Genomic DNA, 19281 nt, shown 5'->3' on the forward strand with positions numbered 1-19281 from the left:
TTTTAAACCAATTTTTAACTATATTTGAAAAAAGGGTTCAGCTCTAAAAAAACCAAACCCTCGATTTATAACTTACACACTTTTTGGGATAGTGTCAAATAAAAATTTATTTCACTTCATCCAGCGTTCAGTTTACACTCTCTTTTCAGGTCGTAGATGATTTCTCAGTTTGCTGCTATTTCATTTATATCTTCTTAATAGTACATAAATTAACAAGAATTTCTTATTACTACTTTCCTATACATTCGTCCTCTATCAAGGATGTGTCTTATTCTTGATTTAGTGCATGTTCGTCGAAGTGTCAATTATATGAGATGAAATCCATTGTTGACTTTTTTTGTCTGTTCAGATTCCCGAAAATGGACATGCGTTTCTTTTTTAGAGGCTTATACTACCCCTTACTTTGCCACGAGTCTTTGAATCCAGCCAATTTAGATTAATGATGAAATTAAATAATCACAGAGTTGATTTAAAACAAGGGATGGAGAAAACTTTTAGAAATTAAAAGAAAATATCTATGAAGCACTTTTACATGTTGATGTTAATGAACTATAAACTTTGGAGGGACAATACATCGGTTAAGAGGAATGTATTTAAATCTTGTTTTGGATTGCAGATTATAGTAATGGTTCTGTTCTTGGGGAGTGATAGTCTCTTTGCAGGAGGATCTAAAGATTTGTGCCTAAATGGCGCAACAGGAATAAAATCACATTTACGTTCTGGTACTGAAACAGCTGAATACCCGCTTTTTGAACATGAATGTACTGAAGATGTTGAAGGTGAAAATTTTTCATTAAGTGATGGCGAAAGTGTTACTTTTAACCAGCCAGCAACAAACTATGGTTTTCAATTTGACATTTACACGTTGGATAACTCTTTTAATTTAAATATTAATGGGGTTGATTTAGCCACACAAGAATTAGAATTTCAATCATCAGGAACAAGTGGTATAAATGTTCGTTTTCAAGATGGAGATGAATATGAAACAGATACAGAAGGAGATATTTGGGAAATGAACGGTACTGCTTCAGCGCCTTTAATCAGGGTGGTAATCAGTCCGTCAGGAACCATATCGATGTTTGGTAGTAAAACTTCAGGTGGGTCTCTTGAACCGCTTGAACTGTTCAATGGTAATACATTCAATACCATTTCTTGGAACAGTGCCTCTTCAAATACGATTGTAGGAAGCCAATCGGTGGTTGGAACCACTTATATGACAGGTTATGGCAGCGGAAAGAATATAATCCCATGTGACCCAAACATCAGCTTGGAAAAGACCGGGACCTTCAACGATACCAACGGCAACGGCTATGCGGATACCGGGGAGACGATTACCTACGGCTTTGTTGTGACGAACATAGGTAACGTTATGGTAACCAACATCACGATTAATGACCCGCTACCGGGTATCGTATTGAACGGCGGTCCGATAAATCTGGAACCGGAGGCAAGCGATAACGGTACGTTCACAGCGACCTATACCATTACCCAAGCGGACGTAGACAACGGAAGTGTAACAAACCAGGCAACAGCTACAGGTCAAGACCCAGATAATAATAATGTGAGCGACGACTCGGATGACCCAACGGATACGACCGACGACGACCCGGACGGCGACGGTGATCCGGACGATGAGACAGTAACCCAACTAAACCAAGATCCAGGACTAACGGTAACCAAAACAGCAACGTCCAATGAAAACACTTTGGGCGGGACCATCACCTATGAGATCGTGGTAGCCAATACCGGGAATGTCACCCTTACCAACATAGAAGTCACCGACAACAATGCGGCCATTACCGGTGGCAGCCCAATAACCAGTTTAAGTGTGGGCGAGAGTACAACCGTAACGGCCGAGCATACCATTACCCAGGATGACCTTAATGTAGGCTATGTGGAGAACACCGCAGTAGCCACAGGGGACAGTCCAAGCGGTACGGACGATGTGACCGATAGTTCGGATGCGGGCGATGAAACGACAGAAACACCGGACGGCTCCGGTAATACCGACGGGGACCCTACGAACGACCCTACCGTAACCCAACTGAACCAAAGCCCGGAGCTTACGGTGACCAAAACAGCAACGTCCAATGAAAACACTTTGGGCGGGACCATCACTTATGAAATTGTGGTAGCCAATACCGGGGATGTCACCCTTACCAATATAGAAGTGACCGACAACAATGCGGCCATTACCGGAGGCAGCCCAATAACCAGTTTAAGTGTGGGCGAGAGCGCTACGGTAACGGCCGAGCATACCATTACCCAGGCGGATATCGATGCAGGTTATGTGGAGAACACCGCAGTGGCCACAGGGGACAGCCCAAGCGGTACGGACGATGTGACCGACAGTTCGGATGCCGGCGATGAAACCACAGAGACACCGGACGGCTCCGGGAATACCGACGGGGACCCAACCAACGACCCTACCGTGACCCAACTGAACCAAAACCCGGAGCTTACGGTAACCAAGACGGCTACCGGCAACGGCAATACCTTAGGGAGCACCATCACCTATGAGATCGTGGTAGCCAATACCGGGGATGTCACCCTTACCAACATAGAAGTGACCGACAACAATGCGACCATTACCGGTGGCAGCCCAATAACCAGTTTAAGTGTGGGCGAGAGCGCTACGGTAACGGCCGAGCATACCATTACCCAGACGGATATCGATGCAGGCTATGTGGAGAACACCGCAGTGGCCACAGGGGACAGCCCGAACGGCACCGATGATGTGACCGACAGTTCGGATGCGGGCGATGAGACGACAGAGACACCGGACGGCTCCGGCAATACCGACGGGGACCCAACCAACGACCCTACCGTGACCCAACTGAACCAAAACCCGGAGCTTACGGTAACCAAGACGGCTACCGGCAACGGCAATACCTTAGGGAGCACCATCACCTATGAGATCGTGGTAGCCAATACCGGGGATGTCACCCTTACCAACATAGAAGTGACCGACAACAATGCGGCCATTACCGGTGGCAGCCCAATAACCAATTTGGGCGTGGGTGAGAGTGCAACCGTAATGGCTTCACATACCATTACCCAGGATGACCTTGATGTCGGCTATGTGGAGAACACAGCCATGGCCGCGGGAGATAGCCCGAACGGCACCGATGATGTGACCGACAGTTCGGATGCCGGTGATGAGACCACAGAGACACCGGACGGCTCTGGGAACACCGACGGGGACCCTACCAATGATCCGACGGTAACCAATATATCGAAAGAACCTTCAATGGCTTTGGTGAAAACAGCAATTTTTAATGATGAAAATGGGGACACTTATGCACAAGAAGGAGAAACCATTACTTATACCTTTATTGTAACCAACATCGGAAATGTAAGGATGGAAAGCCTGGTTATTAATGATGAGCAATTAGGTATAACAGAACTAACGATAGAACCTCAAAGCTTGAACCCAGGCGAAACAGGAATGATAACAGCTGATTATACTATTACAACAGGAGATATCGATGTCGGTTCTGTAAGTAATACAGCTTTGGCTGAAGGTTTAGATCCGGAGGGAAATCCAGTTACCGATATTTCAGGAACAGCAACGGATAATGATGAAGAGACCATAACAGCCCTTCTTGTTATAACTATTGAACCTCCAATGGCAGCCAATGATGAGGCTACCACACAAATGGGGCAACCGGTAACTATAACAATTATTACCAACGATTCTGGTAATGGGGCTGAGTTGTTGCCCACAAGTATTGAAGTTGTAACTCCTCCTCAATACGGTACAGTAAGTGTAAATGAAAATGGGCAGGTAGTATATACACCAAACAAAGGATCAAAATATGTAGGAGAAGACACCTTTACTTACCGCGTTCAAGATGAAAACGGAAACTGGACCAATATGGCAATGGTAACAGTTACTATAGAGGGACTATTCATTCCAAATGTTATAACCCCTAATGGTGATGGTAAGAACGACACTTTTGAAATCATTGGAATTGACTCTAACTCGAAGGCTAAAATCATCATATATAATCGTTGGGGTAACGAAGTATATAAAAACTATGAATATGATAATTCATTTGGAGGTCACGGCCTTAACGAAGGAACCTATTTCTATCAACTTAGCCTAATCGATTCGGAAGGTAATGATCGACAATACACAGGATGGATATTTATAAAACGTTAAGCGGCAATAATATTAATAGTAGAATGATTAGAAAGAAAACAATGAAACAGTATAAAAATATATACCTTTTACTTTTCGCCTTGGTATTTTTTAAAACGTCAGAGCTAAGAGCACAACAAGAGGTTCAGTTTACTCAGTATATATTCAATACCCTTAGCATAAACCCAGCTTATGCAGGTTATAAAGAAGAATGGTTTGCTCAGATGGCCTTACGAAATCAGTGGGATGGACTGGAAGGAGCCCCAAAAACAGGGCAGTTTTCCATAGATGGAGTAGTATCACCATATTCAAGGAATGTTGCTTTAGGACTACAGGTAACCTCAGAAAAAATAGGACCTCAAACCGCTACTTCGGTTTATACCAATTATGCCTATCGTATCAGGTTGAATGATGCTGATACCAAACGTCTGAGCTTTGGACTTGGTGTGGGTCTAGCACAATACGGACTTGACGGCTCTAAATTTAATCCTGTAGATGGTACCGATCCTGCCTTGGGTTATAGTGATGAAAATGTTTGGAAATGGAATTTACGATTTGGGATGTACTATTATAGCCCGAAGTGGTATGCAGGGGTTTCGTTAATGGATGTACTAGATAAAGAAGATAGCTATGTTTTTAACAGTGATGACGCTAACTATAATATCTATCATCGCAAACACTTGTACTTTATTACCGGAGCTTTATTTGATTTAAACCGATCTTTTAAACTTCGTCCGAGCTTAATGGTAAAAGAGGATTTTAAAGGACCTACAAGTTTAGACCTTAATGCCATGTTTATTTATAATGAACGTTTCTGGTTTGGTGCTGGATATAGGACTGGAGTTAAGATTTGGGAAAATGATTATAGTAATTATACCCCCGATAATATTTCTGTAACTAACGCTATTTCAGGAATTGTACAGTTCTATGTTTCCAAACGTTTTCGAGTAGGATATTCATACGATTATATGTTAAACGATCTTGGAAATGCCGAAAACGGCACACACGAACTTACTCTTGGGTATACATTTCCACTTCGAGGTAAAAGATTATTAAGCCCAAGATTCTTTTAATTAGACCAAACTAGTTATTAAAAATAAAATAACAAATTATCAAAATATAAAAGACGTTCTGATGAAAAATCGAATCACCATATTTGCCTTAATGTTACTAACCTTAAACGGGTTAGCGCAGGAACAGCCTGGAAACAGGGAAAGAGCATACAGGCATATTTATGAATACCAATATGCAAGGGCCATTCCTTTATTGTTAAAAGAGGTAGATATAAAGCATCCCCGTGTTAAAGATATGGAACAACTGGCAAACAGCTATTATCAGGTTAACGATTATGTTCAGGCCTGTAACTGGTATGCCAGGGTGCTGGAAACTCCTGATACCAATCCGGAAAACCTGTTAAAATACGCTCAAAGTTTAAAGCAAATCTCAGAATATGACGAAGCAAAGAAAATGTTAGGGCAGTATGCCCAAAAAACAGGAAACAATCAAGCAATAGTACTCGAAATTGCCGGGTGTGAAGCGGCTATCAAATGGCTTGCTAATCCTAAGGCTTATACTTTACAGAATGAAAAAGAGATAAATACCGAAAAGTCTGAGTTTGGAGCTTATCCTGTAGATAACCAGGTGTATTTTACCGGAGAGGCAGGAGGAGGACGTAAAAAACATTATGGCTGGACTGGAAATTCCTTTCTTAAGGTATTTAAAGCAGGGATAGATAGCGAAAAACAGTTAATTCAACCACAATTAGTAGGATCGATAAATAATAAAAGTAAATACCACGTAGGTCCGGTAAGTACAAACAAATCCGGAGATATTTTTTATGTAACCCGTACCTATTATGGTAGAAAAGAAAATAAAGGTAAAGATGGCAACAAGAAATATTTAAGCAACAAACTGGAATTGTCTATCTATAAACGCAATACTTCCGGAGATTGGCAGACTACCCCGTTTCCATATAACAATGTAAAGGAATATTCAACAGGTCATGCAGCATTGAGTCCTGACGGAAAAGAGCTTTACTTTGTATCCGATATGCCCGGAGGTATGGGAGGTGCTGATATCTGGTATTGTGAGTTGGACAGCCAGGGTAACTGGACCACCCCAAAAAATGCCGGAAACATTATAAACAGTCCGCAAGATGAAATGTTTCCAAGTATAGCTCCTGATGGTACCTTATATTATTCGAGCAACGGCTTTATTAATATGGGCGGTTTAGATGTGTTTAAATCAGAAGGTAGTAAAGCGTCGTGGTCTGCCCCGGAAAACTTACAGTATCCTGTAAATAGTGGGGGTGATGATTTTGCCTTTGTAGTGTCGAAGATGGAGGGCGAAAACCTATACGGTTATGTTTCTTCTAACCGGGCAGGTGGTATTGGAGGTGATGATATCTATTCATTTACCTATGCTAAGCCCAAAATGTATATCGCTTTAGAAGGTACTACTTATGAAGGTAAAAGCACTGAAAAAATACTTGCACAAACCGCGGTTACATTATTTAATAATGTTCAGCGACAATTGATTGCCAAAAAACAAAGTACAGCTACGGGACAATTTATTTTTGAAATCGATCCGGATAAAACCTATAAAATATTGGGACAAAAACAACGCTATTATAGTGATTCGTTGATGGTTAATACCAAGGATGTAAAACCAGGTGATACCCTTAGGATAGCTTTACACTTAGAGCCTTTGTTCGAAGAAGGGAAAAAGTTTGTATTAGAAGATATGCATTACGATTTTGATAAACACAATATCCGAAAAGATGCAACAATCATACTTAACGAACTGGTAACAATAATGCGTAAACATCCAACTTTAAAAATAGAACTATCGTCTCATACTGATAGCCGTGGAAACAATGCATATAATATGTCATTATCTCAAAGCAGAGCCCAATCGGCGGTAGATTACTTAGTAAGCAAAGGAATTGCAAGAAATCGGATGACGGCCAAAGGATATGGTGAGAGCCAACTGTTAAATGAATGTTCAGACGGGGTATCATGTTCGTCGGAAGCCCATGAGGAAAACAGGCGAACCGAAGTTAAAGTTTTGGCTTTCTAAGAGGGATTAGTAAATACTAGTGAAAGCCATTTGCAGCTTTGGTTACCTTCAAGGCTGCAGTTATTGGAAGCCGGTTTTTCAGCCGGCTTCTTGATACTAACTTTTTTGTCCGCAAACTTTGGTGAGATTAATAGATAAAAATGCCCAAGCTGTCGAACTACATGAGCTCCGTTCCCTGAACGGGAACGTTCCAAATAGGCCGGGATATTAAACTTTTCACAGAGTTTGATGGCTTTTTGAGACTGTTCTTGCCAATCTTTTTTATCAAAATCAGCAGCAATAAACCAAGAGGTGTTGTCTTGTAAAAGTGGGTATATCCCAGCAGCCTGTCTTCCTTCAAGATGTCTTGACAGTTGAAAATCATCAAATCTTAAATACGTTTTGTCCTTGTAGTCCTTAAAAGTACCCCCTCGCTGTTTATGGAGCCGGTACATATAGGGATCGTATGAATAGGCAGGCATATAACCACTTTTACCCGATTTTTCCTATCGCAGTGCAAAATACATCTTCGCGCCCTTTGAAAAGGTTTCGGAAAAGGTCTATTGTCTCTTTTTCGGGAAATCCATCCATATTCCATATATTATATGGTTATTTTCCAATACCCTCTGGTACCTCCAATTCTTTTGATAACACCCTTTTCTTTGAGGGCGTTGAAATGTGCCTGTACGGCAGAATTATTTATGCCCAATCTTTGAGCAACTTCCCGATAAGCTATTTTATTATTTGCCTTTATGAGTTCTATGATCTCTACCTGTCTTTCGGTCAAATCACCTATTGCACCACCTATTGCACCACCTATTGCACCACCTATTGCACCACCTATTGCACCACCTATTGCACCACTGATGGATTTTGGGAAGGTTATCCTCAAAAAATTGTCTGAAAACCTAAAACAATCCTTACTGTATGCTTCCAGAATCCTGGGAACACCAGAGCCTAATTGTTCCACCAGTTCAAGATCTTTATAGATACGCATGATACCTTTGTTTCTTTGAATGGAATAGCCTTCGAAGAAATCTTCCTGACTTAAACCATTTGGTAGACCTCCTGTAGACGTGATTTCAATCCTATCGTCAAAGATTTCAAATTTCGGGGGAGCTTCTGTGGTATAGTCATTATGAATTATGGCATTAAGTACAGCTTCCCTTAACGCTACCGGATTCCATAAGCGTTCACTTATACGCTCTTTTGAAGTAATCTTGGTACGGGTGGTGTTTTCCACTTCCAATTTGTTCAGGATATTGTTTGTGGCTTTTATTAGGGAACAATAGCCGTACTCTTGATTTTCGATTAGGTCAACTCTGTTGTTTCCACTATATTTTGCCAATTTTATAGAGTTGCCATTTTCATCAGCCATCAAATAGGCTACATAATTGAATTCCTTGTTTTCAGTTAAAAGCTCTAAATTAACCGCAAAATTTTTATTTAAAGGCGTACCTCTTTCTTCGTAATATATCTTTAATTGCTCAAAGGTGAGTTCCTGTCGATTGGACCGTATCTTGCTTATAGAATTTCGAACACGTTTTGCAAAGAGTTCGTCTATCATTCTTTGAGGCATTGGCTCCGAAGCTGTACCTACCCGAATAAAACAGCCCTTTTCGGTCATACCGTATTTCTTCTTAAAATACGGTTTCTCACTCCCACTAGCTACAATAATTTTAATAAGGGTCTTACCATTCTGTTCTTCCGCTACTACATCGAATAGCCCCATAGCGGATGGTGATATATTGTTTTTAATACGGTCTTTGATTTTGAGCATATCACCGTCAATATCAGCTAAGCCAATTGTTGTCCCATTTTTGTCAACACCTATGTAAATTAACCCTCCTTCCAAGTAATTGAGAAAAGCTATCACTTCTTTTTCTAAATCTAGGTCTTTGGTTAATTTTTCTTTGTATTCTACTCGATTGGTTTCAGGCATTACAGAGGATTTAATGTAAAAATAATTTTTTTATACATAAACTATGGTATCTGCTTTAAAAATATGAAGCTTGAAATTTTAATACAAAGAAACTACAAGTAAAGGGTCAACTTAATAAAGAGATTCACCAAATGGGAATAAACATGTTTGAATTGAAGCACAAGGAAAAGACAAGAATACTGAAATTATTGAACGGTATAGTTCTTTACTATAAAAAATTCAATAAAGACCTCGAGACGATACCTATAATTATAATCCATGTGGCATTAAGCTCTTTGAAGACATCATTTAACTGAAATCTCTTTTATGCTCTTTTAAATATTGCTCTACAGCAATTTCTGCCATGTCATAAAGAAACTCAAGAATAAATTCAGCTTGTTCTTCAGTGACAATGATACCATCTTTTGCCAATAAATTAACAGCTCTTGCCGTACTCATTTTGCACACTGGCCTATCAAAATTATTGTCCATGGTTTTGAAATTTTTATTGAAGCCTAGTTGTAATCGAATTAAGAGTTTGACCCCAACGGCACTTGAATCATTTATGTGATTAATTATCAATAGATTACAATAAAATTTACAAATCGGGTGAAAAAAAGACTAAAATTATTGAATCGCTGTAGTGAATGTATGTTTAAACGGTATGGTGTTGATGTACAGTTGGTTGAAGATGAATAAAAACGGGACAAATCAAAAAAATATCGATTTGTCCCGTTTGGTACTCGAGGCGGGACTTGAACCCGCACGGCCGTTGCTGGCCATTGGATTTTAAGTCCAACGTGTCTACCAATTCCACCACTCGAGCGATTGGTAATTATTGAGCGAAAAACGGGATTCGAACCCGCGACCTCCACCTTGGCAAGGTGGCGCTCTACCAACTGAGCTATTTTCGCATTTTTTAAAGTATAAGAACTCTTAGCTTTTGACTAAGCAGGTGCAAATTTAATACAATTCTGTAAAAAGCAAAGCTTTTTTTTAAAGAACTCGCTTAAACTTTTTCAACCTGTCCGTTCCCCGCCAGAATGATTTGTCTGGCTGGTGTTAAGGTAGGTTGGCTGGAAAATATTTTTTTGGCGCTGTTTTCTTGACGTTAGGTTCTGTCTTTTCATAGCGCTACAAGATGCTATAGTATTAAGAGGTTGTTTTCGTTAGCCTAGATTTTTTTGGTTCGCTTTTTTTATCAACGAATTCAGCAATCATGAATACCTATAAAACAATAAAAAGAGAGGTGAATAAAAAAATGAACATAATAAATATTAATAAAGCTAAGATTTAAAATAAAAATAATGCGCTCTACTTTTTAACAAGCATCCGCTTGATTTCATTAAGCTTCATTAGAGCTTCTACCGGAGTGAGCGTGTCGATATCGGTATGGAGGATTTCATCTTTGATTTCCTCCAAAAGTGGATCGTCAAGATTGAAAAAGCTCAATTGCATTTCGTCTTGTGAGGCTTTAAGATTATCGGTTAACTCTTCGCTGCTATGCGATTTCTCCAGTTTTTTCAAGATCTTATTCGCCCTTCGGATGACCTGCTGGGGCATTCCGGCCATTTTGGCTACGTGGATTCCGAAACTGTGTTCGCTACCACCCGACACCAATTTTCTAAGGAAAAGTACAGTGTCTTTCAGCTCTTTTACCGAAACGTTGAAGTTTTTGACCCTGTCAAAAGTTTCTGTCATTTCGTTTAGCTCATGGTAGTGTGTAGCAAACAGGGTTTTTGCCCTTCCGGGGTGTTCGTGGATATACTCGGCAATAGCCCAAGCGATGGAAATACCGTCATAAGTACTGGTACCACGACCGATTTCGTCCAACAACACAAGGCTGCGTTCCGAGAGGTTGTTCAAAATGGAAGCCGTTTCGTTCATTTCGACCATAAAAGTCGATTCACCCAAGGAGATATTATCACTGGCACCCACACGGGTAAATATTTTATCCACAATACCGATTCGTGCAGAAGCTGCGGGCACAAAACTTCCCATTTGTGCAAGGAGTGTGATAAGGGCGGTTTGCCTTAAAATAGCCGACTTACCACTCATATTAGGTCCGGTGATCATAATAATCTGTTGTTCGTCCCGGTTGAGGGTGATATTGTTGGCGATGTAGGCTTCTCCCGGCGGTAATTGCTTTTCTATCACCGGATGACGCCCCTCTTTGATCTCCAGATCAAAAGAATCGTCCATTTCCGGCATGGTGTATTTGTTGTCTTTTGCCAGTTGTACAAATCCGCATAAACAATCCAATTGTGCAATCAAAGCAGCATTGGTTTGTATCGGGAGGATGTATTCCCGCATCCAAACCACCAGTTGACGGAACAATTCCTGTTCCAGGATGGCAATTTTTTCTTCTGCTCCCAGGATCTTGGCTTCATATTCTTTTAATTCCTCGGTGATATAGCGTTCGGCACTGACCAGGGTTTGTTTGCGGATCCAATCCTCAGGCACCTTGTCTTTGTGGGTGTTGCGAACTTCAATATAATACCCAAAAACATTGTTGCTGGCTATTTTTAAGGAAGTAATTCCGGTGTTTTTCATTTCCCTTTCCAGCATATTGTCCAGATAGTCCTTACCGGAAAAAGCGAGTCGGCGTAGTTCGTCTAGCTCTTCTGAAAATCCGTCGGCGATAACATTACCCTTAGAGAGAACCGCCGGGGCTTCTTCCTTAACCGTTTGTTTGATACGGGCCCTTAACACATCACAAAGGTTCAATTGGTCACCAATGACCTTCAAGGCTTCATTTTTACTATCACTAGCCAAAGTTTTTATAGGAATGATGGCTTCGAGGGAGTTTTTCAAAAGCACAACTTCACGCGGACTTATCTTCTCGGTCGCAACTTTGGAGATCAATCTTTCTAAGTCGCTGATTTGTTTTATTTGCGAGCGGAATTCATCAATCACCATATCATTCTCCATAAGATGTTGAACAATATCGTGGCGCTGTTTTATCATTTCGATATTCTTCAGCGGCAATGCCACCCATCTTTTCAGTAAACGTCCGCCCATAGGCGAAATGGTCTTGTCGATGACATCCAGCAGGGTTACAGCATTGGCAGAAGGAGCATAATACAGTTCCAGGTTTTTTATGGTAAACCGGTCCATCCACACATATTCCTCCTCAGCAATGCGTGTAAGTGCCGTAATGTGTTGCAATTTGTTGTGCTGCGTTTCCGAAAGGTAATGCAGGGCTGCCCCCGAAGCAATGATTCCGTGTTCCAGATGCGCCACTCCAAACCCTTTTAACGATTGTGTTTGAAAATGATCGTTAAGGGTTTCGTGGGTATAATCTTCCTGAAAGATCCAATCTTCCATGAAAAAAGTGTGAAACTCCTTCCCAAAAGCCGAAAGAAAATCGCTTTTGTGCTTTTTGGACATCAAAACCTCGCTCGGCGCAAAATTTTGCAAGAGTTTGTCAATATATTCTTCGTTGCCTTCAGCAGTTAAAAATTCCCCGGTGGAAACATCCAAAAAGGAAACGCCCAACAGTTTTTTTCCGAAGTGAACCGCACAAAGAAAATTATTGGTTTTGGCAGAGAGAATGTCGTCGTTCAACGCCACTCCGGGAGTCACGAGCTCGGTCACCCCTCTTTTTACAATTTTTTTGGTCTGTTTGGGATCTTCCAGCTGGTCACAAATGGCCACACGTTGTCCCGCTTTTACCAATTTAGGCAAATAGGTATGCAGTGAATGGTGCGGAAATCCGGCCAATTCAGTACGGTCGCCACCGTTGTTCCGGTGGGTAAGCACAATCCCTAAAATTTTAGACGTATGAACGGCATCTTCTCCAAAAGTCTCATAAAAATCCCCCACACGAAAGAGCAACAGTGCATCAGGATATTTAGCCTTGATGCTGTTGTATTGCTTCATCAACGGAGTGACTTTCTTGCTTTTTGTGGTTGCCAAATCTTAAAAATTAGGTTTTAGCGAAAGTATGATTTTTTATCTTTTTTTGCGAACCCTCGCCACACGTATTATAAACAACTTTTGTTGATAGCCCTTGGTTTTCTTTTCAGGAGCCCGGAATTATGGAGATTTTCAGTTATTGTTATTTCCCGCTATCGCCTTTACACGCCTTTCAGGCGGGGTATCGGCTCTATCGGGGCTAGCAGCAGTTGTTTTTTTGTACAATGAGAATGGCTAACTTTGGCATCAAAATTCTGATAACATGCGAAAACTAAAGAACAGCGAACTGGACAGATTGGATGTAGAAGGCTTTAAAAAAGCAGAAAAGATTCCTTTGATCATCGTGCTGGATAATATCAGAAGCCTGAATAACATCGGTTCGGTTTTCCGTACCGCCGACGCCTTTCTCGTAGAAAAAATATACCTCTGTGGCATTACGGCTACACCGCCGCATAAAGATATCCATAAAACCGCTTTGGGAGCTACCGAAAGTGTGGAGTGGGAGTATGTGGAAGATACGCTTACTTTGGTCGAGCAACTAAAAAAAGAAGAGGTGATCACCGTGGCGATCGAACAGGCCGAGAACGCCATCATGCTCAACGATTTTAAAACCGACCCCGGAAAAAAATACGCCCTCATCTTCGGAAATGAAGTAAAAGGCGTTAAGCAAAATGTGGTTTCGTCTTCCGATAATGTGGTGGAAATCCCTCAGTTTGGCACCAAGCATTCCCTAAACATTTCCGTAAGTGCCGGGGTGGTGGTATGGGATTTTTTCAGTAAGCTAAAACTGTAATTTAACCCTAAGTATAAGCCGTCAATTCGAGTGATTTTTTCGTAGCTCTGCGAAGAAAAAATTGTATCGAGAATAGACTTTTGAACAAAAACCACTTGTTCTCGATACATTTTTTATTCCGTTATCTCTCCATAAAAAAATACTCGAACTGACGTGATTTTTTAACCAATTAGAAAGTCAAGGTGAGTTCTAAAAAAAGGGATCCGGTAATACCGAATCCCAGTCAAAATATATTAAGTAAAGTTAGCTAGTTTAAAGCCTAAGTGCTCTACGAATTAAGCAAACCTTTGGCAAAAAACCAAAAATTTTATTAAAAAAACATCGGATTTAACAATTAAGATACTTGGTTTTAAAAGTGTTTCTTGGATAAGAAATCTCCTTGCTTTTTGTTGGGAAACCTCTTTTTTATCAAAAACCTTGTGATTGTTTCAGGTAATAATTCAATAATGAAGAAATGTCTTTCATACGGTTAAAAAGACAATTCTTATTTTAATCGTTTTTTCTTTACGAAAACGTTTGAAATGGGTACTTTTGCGGCGAAAACAGAAATTAATTCTTATTCTAAAATCACAACACAATGAGCTTTAGCGATACTTATGAAAATGAACTCGTTTCACAGGCCAATAGACGTAGGGCTTCCGTAGAATTCATTAAAATCGTAAACGACCTTTGGTACGACAAATCCATCGAACTGGTACTTTTCAGAAATCAACTTATCGACAAAAACGTAAGTGAAATCATCAATCTGCATGAATATGCCTGCGAATTTGTCGAAAAACCCATTCCAGTTTTTGATTCTGTAGAAATAGCCAAGGCTATAAATTCGTTAAACCTGCCACCGGCCAAGATCGATATCGGGAAACTAACCTACGAATACCACCTTAAGGATAACAAATACAACAATAACAAAGCTTTTGTGATTGATAAACTGAGCGATGCCAAGAATTCATCTGAAATTCAACCTAAAGATGTGGTATTGTACGGATTTGGTAGAATCGGACGTTTATTGGCCAGGGAACTGATGCTAAAAACCGGAAAAGGAAGTCAGTTGCGTTTACGCGCCGTTGTTACCCGAGGGAAAATGACTGCCGAAGTACTCGAAAAAAGGGCGGCCCTGTTGCGAAACGATTCCGTTCACGGACATTTTCCGGGTACGGTAGTCGCCGATCATAAAAATAAAGCGCTTATCGTCAACGGTACCACCGTACACATGATCACAGCCGATAAACCGGAGAGCATCGATTACACCAAATATGGAATTGATGAGGCTTTAGTAATTGATAATACAGGGGCATTTCGGGATGAAAAAGGATTGGGCAGGCATTTGAAAGCTAAAGGAACACACAAGGTGCTGCTTACTGCTCCCGGGAAGGAAGTACCAAACATTGTTTACGGGGTAAATCAAAAAGAGTTCAACCCTGATAAAGTCGACATCTTTTCTGCGGCTTCATGTACCACCAATGCCATTACCCCTATCCTAAAAGCTGTCGAAGAATCGCTGGGGGTGGTCAGGGGACATTTGGAAACTATACATGCCTATACCAACGACCAGAATTTGGTGGACAATATGCATAAAAAATACCGAAGGGGGAGAGCAGCCGGACTTAATATGGTCATTACCGAAACCGGTGCCGGAAATGCAGTTTCCAAAGCCTTACCGTCACTGGCCGGAAAATTGACCTCCAACGCCATCAGGGTTCCGGTGCCCAACGGATCCTTGGCCGTGCTGAACCTCGAACTGGAAAAAAAGACTTCCAAAAGTAAGATCAATGCCATCATGAAAAAATATGCCTTGGAAGGTGATCTGGTAGAGCAGATCAAGTATTCGTTGAGCAACGAACTGGTTTCTACCGATATTGTTGGGATTTCGGCTCCTTCCATATACGATAGTAAAGCTACGATTGTAGACGACCAGGGTAAAAATGCGGTGTTGTATGTTTGGTATGATAACGAATACGGGTACAGCCATCAGGTGATACGCTTGGCCAAATACATCGCCAAGGTAAGGCGGTTTACTTATTATTAAAATTAGAATACGTTAAATGAAAAGACCTGACAGGTTTCTGAAACCTGTCAGGTCTCTTTTTTTTATAAGTACATTTATAATCGAAATGCAAGACTATATTGCTATGGTTTTGTGTTAGAATTGCTTAACGGAGATCTTCCGATAGGGAAACTTTAAAATTAAATCAATAAAAATGCAATGGATTATCAAAACATCGTCTTTATAAGTGAAGACCGACCAAAATAGGTTTTTAAATGACCTCGGAAAGAGAAAACAATAAAAAACTAAAAGAATTTTTTAGTGAAGAATATCATTCGCTTACGGCCTATGTGAACTCTAAGATAAGAGCCAGTGTAAACCGTGATGCTGAAGATATTATTCAGGATGTTGCCCTGAAATTATTTTCCGGAGCCGACAGGTATTCGCCTATAAATAATGTTGCGGGATTCGTTTACCGATCGGTTAAAAATAAAATCATCGATGTGATGCGTCAGCAAAGAAAACCGGATAACGCTGTCACTGATTATGAAAACAAATTGATTGAATTTACAGAACTGTTCTATGGGAAACCTGATAATTCCTATTCCGAGGAAATAAAACGCGAACTCAAGAAAAATATTCTGGGTCTAAAACCGAATTATCGCGATGTCATTAGGGCTATCGACTTTGAAGGATATACCTATAGGGAGTTGTCGATAGAAACCGGAATTCCCGAGGGAACGTTAATGTCCAGACGACATAGGGCGATCTCGATGTTGTATAAAAAACTGGAATCAAAAAAAGAAGATCACTAAAAATTAAGATAAAATGACAAATTTTTGGAAACACAAAATGAGAACTAAATCCCCGGGGGAAATTGCGGGGTGGATCATATTAGCGGTCATAGGCATAGCCGCACTGGCCATATTGTTCGGCTATGTTGTGATGTGGCTTTGGAACTGGCTTATGCCGGAGTTATTCGGACTAACAACCATTAATTACTGGCAGGCTGTCGGGATTTTTATACTGTTCAAATTCCTTTTTGGTGGGGGTTGCGGAGGAGGTGGAAGTAAGGATTCTTCCAAAAAATCAAAGTCCGATTGTAAAAAGAAAGATAAAAATGATTTTTCCAAATGGAAATACTATGACAAGTTTTGGGAAGAGCAAGGCGACCAGGCATACAGGGAGTATGTGGAGAATTTGACCAATGAAAATGGAGATAAACCGGAAAAAGACAAATCAGAAGAAGAATAAAAATTAAGAATTATGAAATGAGCCATAACAATTAAGTTGACACCAATCGAAACCGGAGGTTCAACGACTTCAGAAAAAACTAATAACGTGGAGTTAAATGTTCAATGGAGAATTCCATCTGACCACTAAAAAACAATAAAAAAGAACAGATGAAACTGCTGATATTTCGCACCGATATAAAAACAAAGAAAAAAGTAAAATCCTTAAAACCGATCCTTAAAAATCAATCCACCATAACTGAATGGACTGTTGATACAGAAGACATAGATAATGTGTTGAGGATTGAAGCCAAAGAAACCTTAACCGAAAAGGAGGTTATCCACCTATTAAAAAAGAACGGTTATTATTGTGAACCTTTGCTTGATTGATATTAGGGTGGTTTGATCGGTTTCTTAATAGGTATCAAGGCGGAGAAAGGGGTGTTCTGATAGCCCGCGTTGTGTGTCATAAGAATCGAGCACATAACTAATCAAAAACGGAAAAAATGAATTCAGAAGAAAAAATTGAAAATAGAAAAGTGATTTTATCTACACTATGGATATTCGTTACATTAAATTATCTGTATTGCGATGTTTTGACATTGATGTCCGCTGAAATGTTAAACGCATTATTAACAGGGGAAGTCGGTGGAATTAATATGAATCAAAAAACTTTGTTAGTAGCAGGTGTAATTATGGAAATTTCGATTGCTATGGTTTTGCTATCAAGAGTTTTGAAATACAAAATAAATCGCTTAGCAAATATTATAGCGGGTTCTATCAAAACAATAATAATGATTGGAACACTGCTTATGGGAGCTAGTTATCATTATATGTTTTTTGCAGCTATAGAAATAGCAACAACATTGTTTATAGTTTGGTATGCTTGGACTTGGGTCGAGCCTAAGATTTTGGGAAGTAAGTTAGAAAACAATAATTAATTTGTCTGCAAAGCTCCGGAATCTATCTGCCCAACGCTCCCGCGAATTTATAACTCGTGGCATTCTCAAACAGTAGATTAATCACGGGGAAACGGATGCTCGTGAATCTTGTCGATGATATATTGATAATCGTTTTTGTTTTGTAGGAAATCAAGATCTGAGATATCAATAATCAGGGCGTTGACCTTGGGATGGGTCTTGATAAACTCCAGATAACCACTGTTGATGGAATCCAAGTATTCAGCAGGAATATCGCGTTCATAATCCCTTCCTCTTTTTCTGATGTTTTGCAAAAGCCGTTCGGTATTTTGATATAGATACACATAAATATTGGGCTTTACCACCTCTTTATACATCAGGTTAAAAAGCTTTCGGTACAATAAAAATTCATCCTTTTGAAGGGTGACTTTGGCAAAAATGAGTGACTTAAAGATGTCGTAATCACTGATCATAAAATCTTTAAAAAGGTCGGGGTGGGAAGTGTCGTCCGTAAATTGCTGATAACGATCTGCCAAAAACGACATTTCCAAAGGAAAAGCATAGCGGTTTCGGTCTTCGTAAAATTTTGGAAGAAACGGATTGTCCGCAAAGCGTTCCAAAATAAGTTTTCCGTTAAAATCTTCAGCAATTTTTGTAGCCAGGGTGGTCTTTCCGGCACCGATATTCCCTTCAATAGCAATAAAATTGAATTTGGAAAAGTCATTTTGCACCAGTGAAATCTCCAGATCAGTTTTGCTGAGGTCACTTTCGTCCGGACATTCATCCAGCAATTCAGCAACCGATTTTTTCAAAACAGGATGTATTTTCCCCGGAGCAATATCGGCCAGGGGTTGTAGTACAAACCGGCGTAGGTGCAACTGAGGATGGGGCACCACAAGATCCGATTCTTCGATCACGGTATCTTCATAAAAAAGAATATCCAAATCTATGGATCGAGCCTTGTATTCTTTAGCATCGCTGCGTATACGTCCCAAATCTTTTTCAATATCCAACATTGTCTCCAAAAGCTCCCGAGCTTGCATTTTGGTGTCCAGGGCGATACAGATATTATAAAAATCATCGCTGTCAAACCCCCATGCAGGAGTTTGATATATGGGAGAACTCATCACGGCATTTCCGGCTCGGTTTTGTAATAAACGAACGGCTTTTCTAAGGTTTTCAAGCTTGTTTCCCTGATTACTCCCTAAGGAGAGATATGTGCGATTGTACCCTTTCATAATGACAAAGGCAAAGTAACAAAGAACTCGCTTAAACTTTTCTCAATTGGCTAAAAAATTATCCTTTTTTGTCC

14 protein-coding genes and 2 tRNA genes are annotated in these 19281 nt (G+C 40.3%); 9 read left to right on the forward strand and 7 right to left on the reverse strand.

What is annotated here, in order from left to right; all coding sequences use genetic code 11:
* Positions 1-517: 517 nt before the first annotated feature.
* From OOZ15_RS16755 to OOZ15_RS16765, 3 genes are all read left to right on the forward strand, one after another.
* Positions 518-4165 carry a DUF7507 domain-containing protein gene (locus OOZ15_RS16755; protein WP_265957595.1) on the forward strand — a complete coding sequence of 1216 codons (3648 nt, stop codon included), beginning with the start codon at positions 518-520 and terminating at the stop codon, positions 4163-4165.
* A gap of 41 nt (positions 4166-4206) precedes the next feature.
* Positions 4207-5217 (forward strand): PorP/SprF family type IX secretion system membrane protein, encoded by a 1011-nt coding sequence (locus OOZ15_RS16760; protein ID WP_265957596.1) that lies wholly within the window; start codon positions 4207-4209, stop codon positions 5215-5217.
* A 61-nt stretch (positions 5218-5278) separates the two neighbouring features.
* Positions 5279-7222 carry an OmpA family protein gene (locus OOZ15_RS16765; protein WP_265957597.1) on the forward strand — a complete coding sequence of 648 codons (1944 nt, stop codon included), beginning with the start codon at positions 5279-5281 and terminating at the stop codon, positions 7220-7222.
* Here OOZ15_RS16765 and OOZ15_RS16770 read toward each other — a convergent pair.
* From OOZ15_RS16770 to mutS, 6 genes are all read right to left on the reverse strand, one after another.
* Positions 7219-7683, reverse strand: a complete 465-nt coding sequence (locus OOZ15_RS16770) for a TOTE conflict system archaeo-eukaryotic primase domain-containing protein (protein ID WP_265957598.1) — start codon at positions 7681-7683, stop codon at positions 7219-7221. The two genes, OOZ15_RS16765 and OOZ15_RS16770, sit on opposite strands and share 4 nt — an antisense overlap.
* A 119-nt stretch (positions 7684-7802) precedes the next feature.
* A complete protein-coding gene (locus tag OOZ15_RS16775; protein ID WP_265957599.1) occupies positions 7803-9143 on the reverse strand; it encodes an RNA-binding domain-containing protein in 1341 nt (446 codons plus the stop codon).
* A gap of 288 nt (positions 9144-9431) precedes the next feature.
* Positions 9432-9614: a hypothetical protein gene (locus OOZ15_RS16780; protein ID WP_265957600.1), complete on the reverse strand. Its 183-nt coding sequence runs from the start codon at positions 9612-9614 to the stop codon at positions 9432-9434.
* Positions 9615-9859: 245 nt separating this feature from the next.
* A tRNA-Leu gene (locus tag OOZ15_RS16785) sits at positions 9860-9948 on the reverse strand.
* Between the two features lie 15 nt (positions 9949-9963).
* Positions 9964-10036: transfer RNA gene (locus tag OOZ15_RS16790), tRNA-Gly, on the reverse strand.
* A 400-nt stretch (positions 10037-10436) separates the two neighbouring features.
* The gene (mutS, locus tag OOZ15_RS16795) at positions 10437-13004 is read right to left on the reverse strand and encodes a DNA mismatch repair protein MutS (protein WP_265957647.1); all 2568 of its coding nucleotides are present in this window, start codon (positions 13002-13004) and stop codon (positions 10437-10439) included.
* 298 nt (positions 13005-13302) lie between these two features.
* Here mutS and OOZ15_RS16800 point away from each other — a divergent pair, with 298 nt between their 5' ends.
* The 6 genes from OOZ15_RS16800 to OOZ15_RS16825 all read left to right on the forward strand — a co-directional run bounded on the left by OOZ15_RS16800 (position 13303) and on the right by OOZ15_RS16825 (position 17990).
* Positions 13303-13833 (forward strand): RNA methyltransferase, encoded by a 531-nt coding sequence (locus OOZ15_RS16800; protein WP_265957601.1) that lies wholly within the window; start codon positions 13303-13305, stop codon positions 13831-13833.
* Positions 13834-14410: 577 nt separating this feature from the next.
* Positions 14411-15859 (forward strand): glyceraldehyde-3-phosphate dehydrogenase, encoded by a 1449-nt coding sequence (locus tag OOZ15_RS16805; RefSeq protein WP_265957602.1) that lies wholly within the window; start codon positions 14411-14413, stop codon positions 15857-15859.
* 233 nt (positions 15860-16092) lie between these two features.
* Positions 16093-16632: an RNA polymerase sigma factor gene (locus tag OOZ15_RS16810; protein WP_265957603.1), complete on the forward strand. Its 540-nt coding sequence runs from the start codon at positions 16093-16095 to the stop codon at positions 16630-16632.
* 13 nt (positions 16633-16645) lie between these two features.
* Complete coding sequence (locus tag OOZ15_RS16815; RefSeq protein ID WP_265957604.1) at positions 16646-17071, forward strand: hypothetical protein; 426 nt, start codon at positions 16646-16648, stop codon at positions 17069-17071.
* 149 nt (positions 17072-17220) lie between these two features.
* On the forward strand, positions 17221-17439 hold the full coding sequence (locus OOZ15_RS16820; protein WP_265957605.1) for a hypothetical protein: 219 nt from the start codon (positions 17221-17223) through the stop codon (positions 17437-17439).
* A gap of 116 nt (positions 17440-17555) precedes the next feature.
* Positions 17556-17990 carry a DUF6326 family protein gene (locus tag OOZ15_RS16825; protein WP_265957606.1) on the forward strand — a complete coding sequence of 145 codons (435 nt, stop codon included), beginning with the start codon at positions 17556-17558 and terminating at the stop codon, positions 17988-17990.
* Positions 17991-18067: 77 nt separating this feature from the next.
* Here the strand turns inward: OOZ15_RS16825 and folK are convergent, their stop codons facing one another.
* Positions 18068-19207: a 2-amino-4-hydroxy-6-hydroxymethyldihydropteridine diphosphokinase gene (folK, locus tag OOZ15_RS16830; RefSeq protein ID WP_265957607.1), complete on the reverse strand. Its 1140-nt coding sequence runs from the start codon at positions 19205-19207 to the stop codon at positions 18068-18070.
* Positions 19208-19281: the final 74 nt, after the last annotated feature.

The sequence above is a fragment of the Galbibacter kalidii genome, assembly GCF_026241135.1.
Classification (GTDB): Bacteria; Bacteroidota; Bacteroidia; order Flavobacteriales; family Flavobacteriaceae; genus Galbibacter.

Excerpts from the sequence above, each read along its gene's own strand:
- OOZ15_RS16825 (WP_265957606.1), top strand. The coding sequence starts at position 17,556 with ATGAATTCAGAAGAAAAAATTGAAAATAGAAAAGTGATTTTATCTACA.
- OOZ15_RS16770 (WP_265957598.1), bottom strand. The coding sequence starts at position 7,683 with ATGCCTGCCTATTCATACGATCCCTATATGTACCGGCTCCATAAACAG.
- OOZ15_RS16800 (WP_265957601.1), top strand. The coding sequence starts at position 13,303 with ATGCGAAAACTAAAGAACAGCGAACTGGACAGATTGGATGTAGAAGGC.
- OOZ15_RS16760 (WP_265957596.1), top strand. The coding sequence starts at position 4,207 with ATGAAACAGTATAAAAATATATACCTTTTACTTTTCGCCTTGGTATTT.
- mutS (WP_265957647.1), bottom strand. The coding sequence starts at position 13,004 with ATGAAGCAATACAACAGCATCAAGGCTAAATATCCTGATGCACTGTTG.
- folK (WP_265957607.1), bottom strand. The coding sequence starts at position 19,207 with ATGAAAGGGTACAATCGCACATATCTCTCCTTAGGGAGTAATCAGGGA.
- OOZ15_RS16780 (WP_265957600.1), bottom strand. The coding sequence starts at position 9,614 with ATGGACAATAATTTTGATAGGCCAGTGTGCAAAATGAGTACGGCAAGA.
- OOZ15_RS16805 (WP_265957602.1), top strand. The coding sequence starts at position 14,411 with ATGAGCTTTAGCGATACTTATGAAAATGAACTCGTTTCACAGGCCAAT.
- OOZ15_RS16815 (WP_265957604.1), top strand. The coding sequence starts at position 16,646 with ATGACAAATTTTTGGAAACACAAAATGAGAACTAAATCCCCGGGGGAA.
- OOZ15_RS16775 (WP_265957599.1), bottom strand. The coding sequence starts at position 9,143 with ATGCCTGAAACCAATCGAGTAGAATACAAAGAAAAATTAACCAAAGAC.
- OOZ15_RS16765 (WP_265957597.1), top strand. The coding sequence starts at position 5,279 with ATGAAAAATCGAATCACCATATTTGCCTTAATGTTACTAACCTTAAAC.
- OOZ15_RS16755 (WP_265957595.1), top strand. The coding sequence starts at position 518 with ATGAAGCACTTTTACATGTTGATGTTAATGAACTATAAACTTTGGAGG.
- OOZ15_RS16820 (WP_265957605.1), top strand. The coding sequence starts at position 17,221 with ATGAAACTGCTGATATTTCGCACCGATATAAAAACAAAGAAAAAAGTA.
- OOZ15_RS16810 (WP_265957603.1), top strand. The coding sequence starts at position 16,093 with ATGACCTCGGAAAGAGAAAACAATAAAAAACTAAAAGAATTTTTTAGT.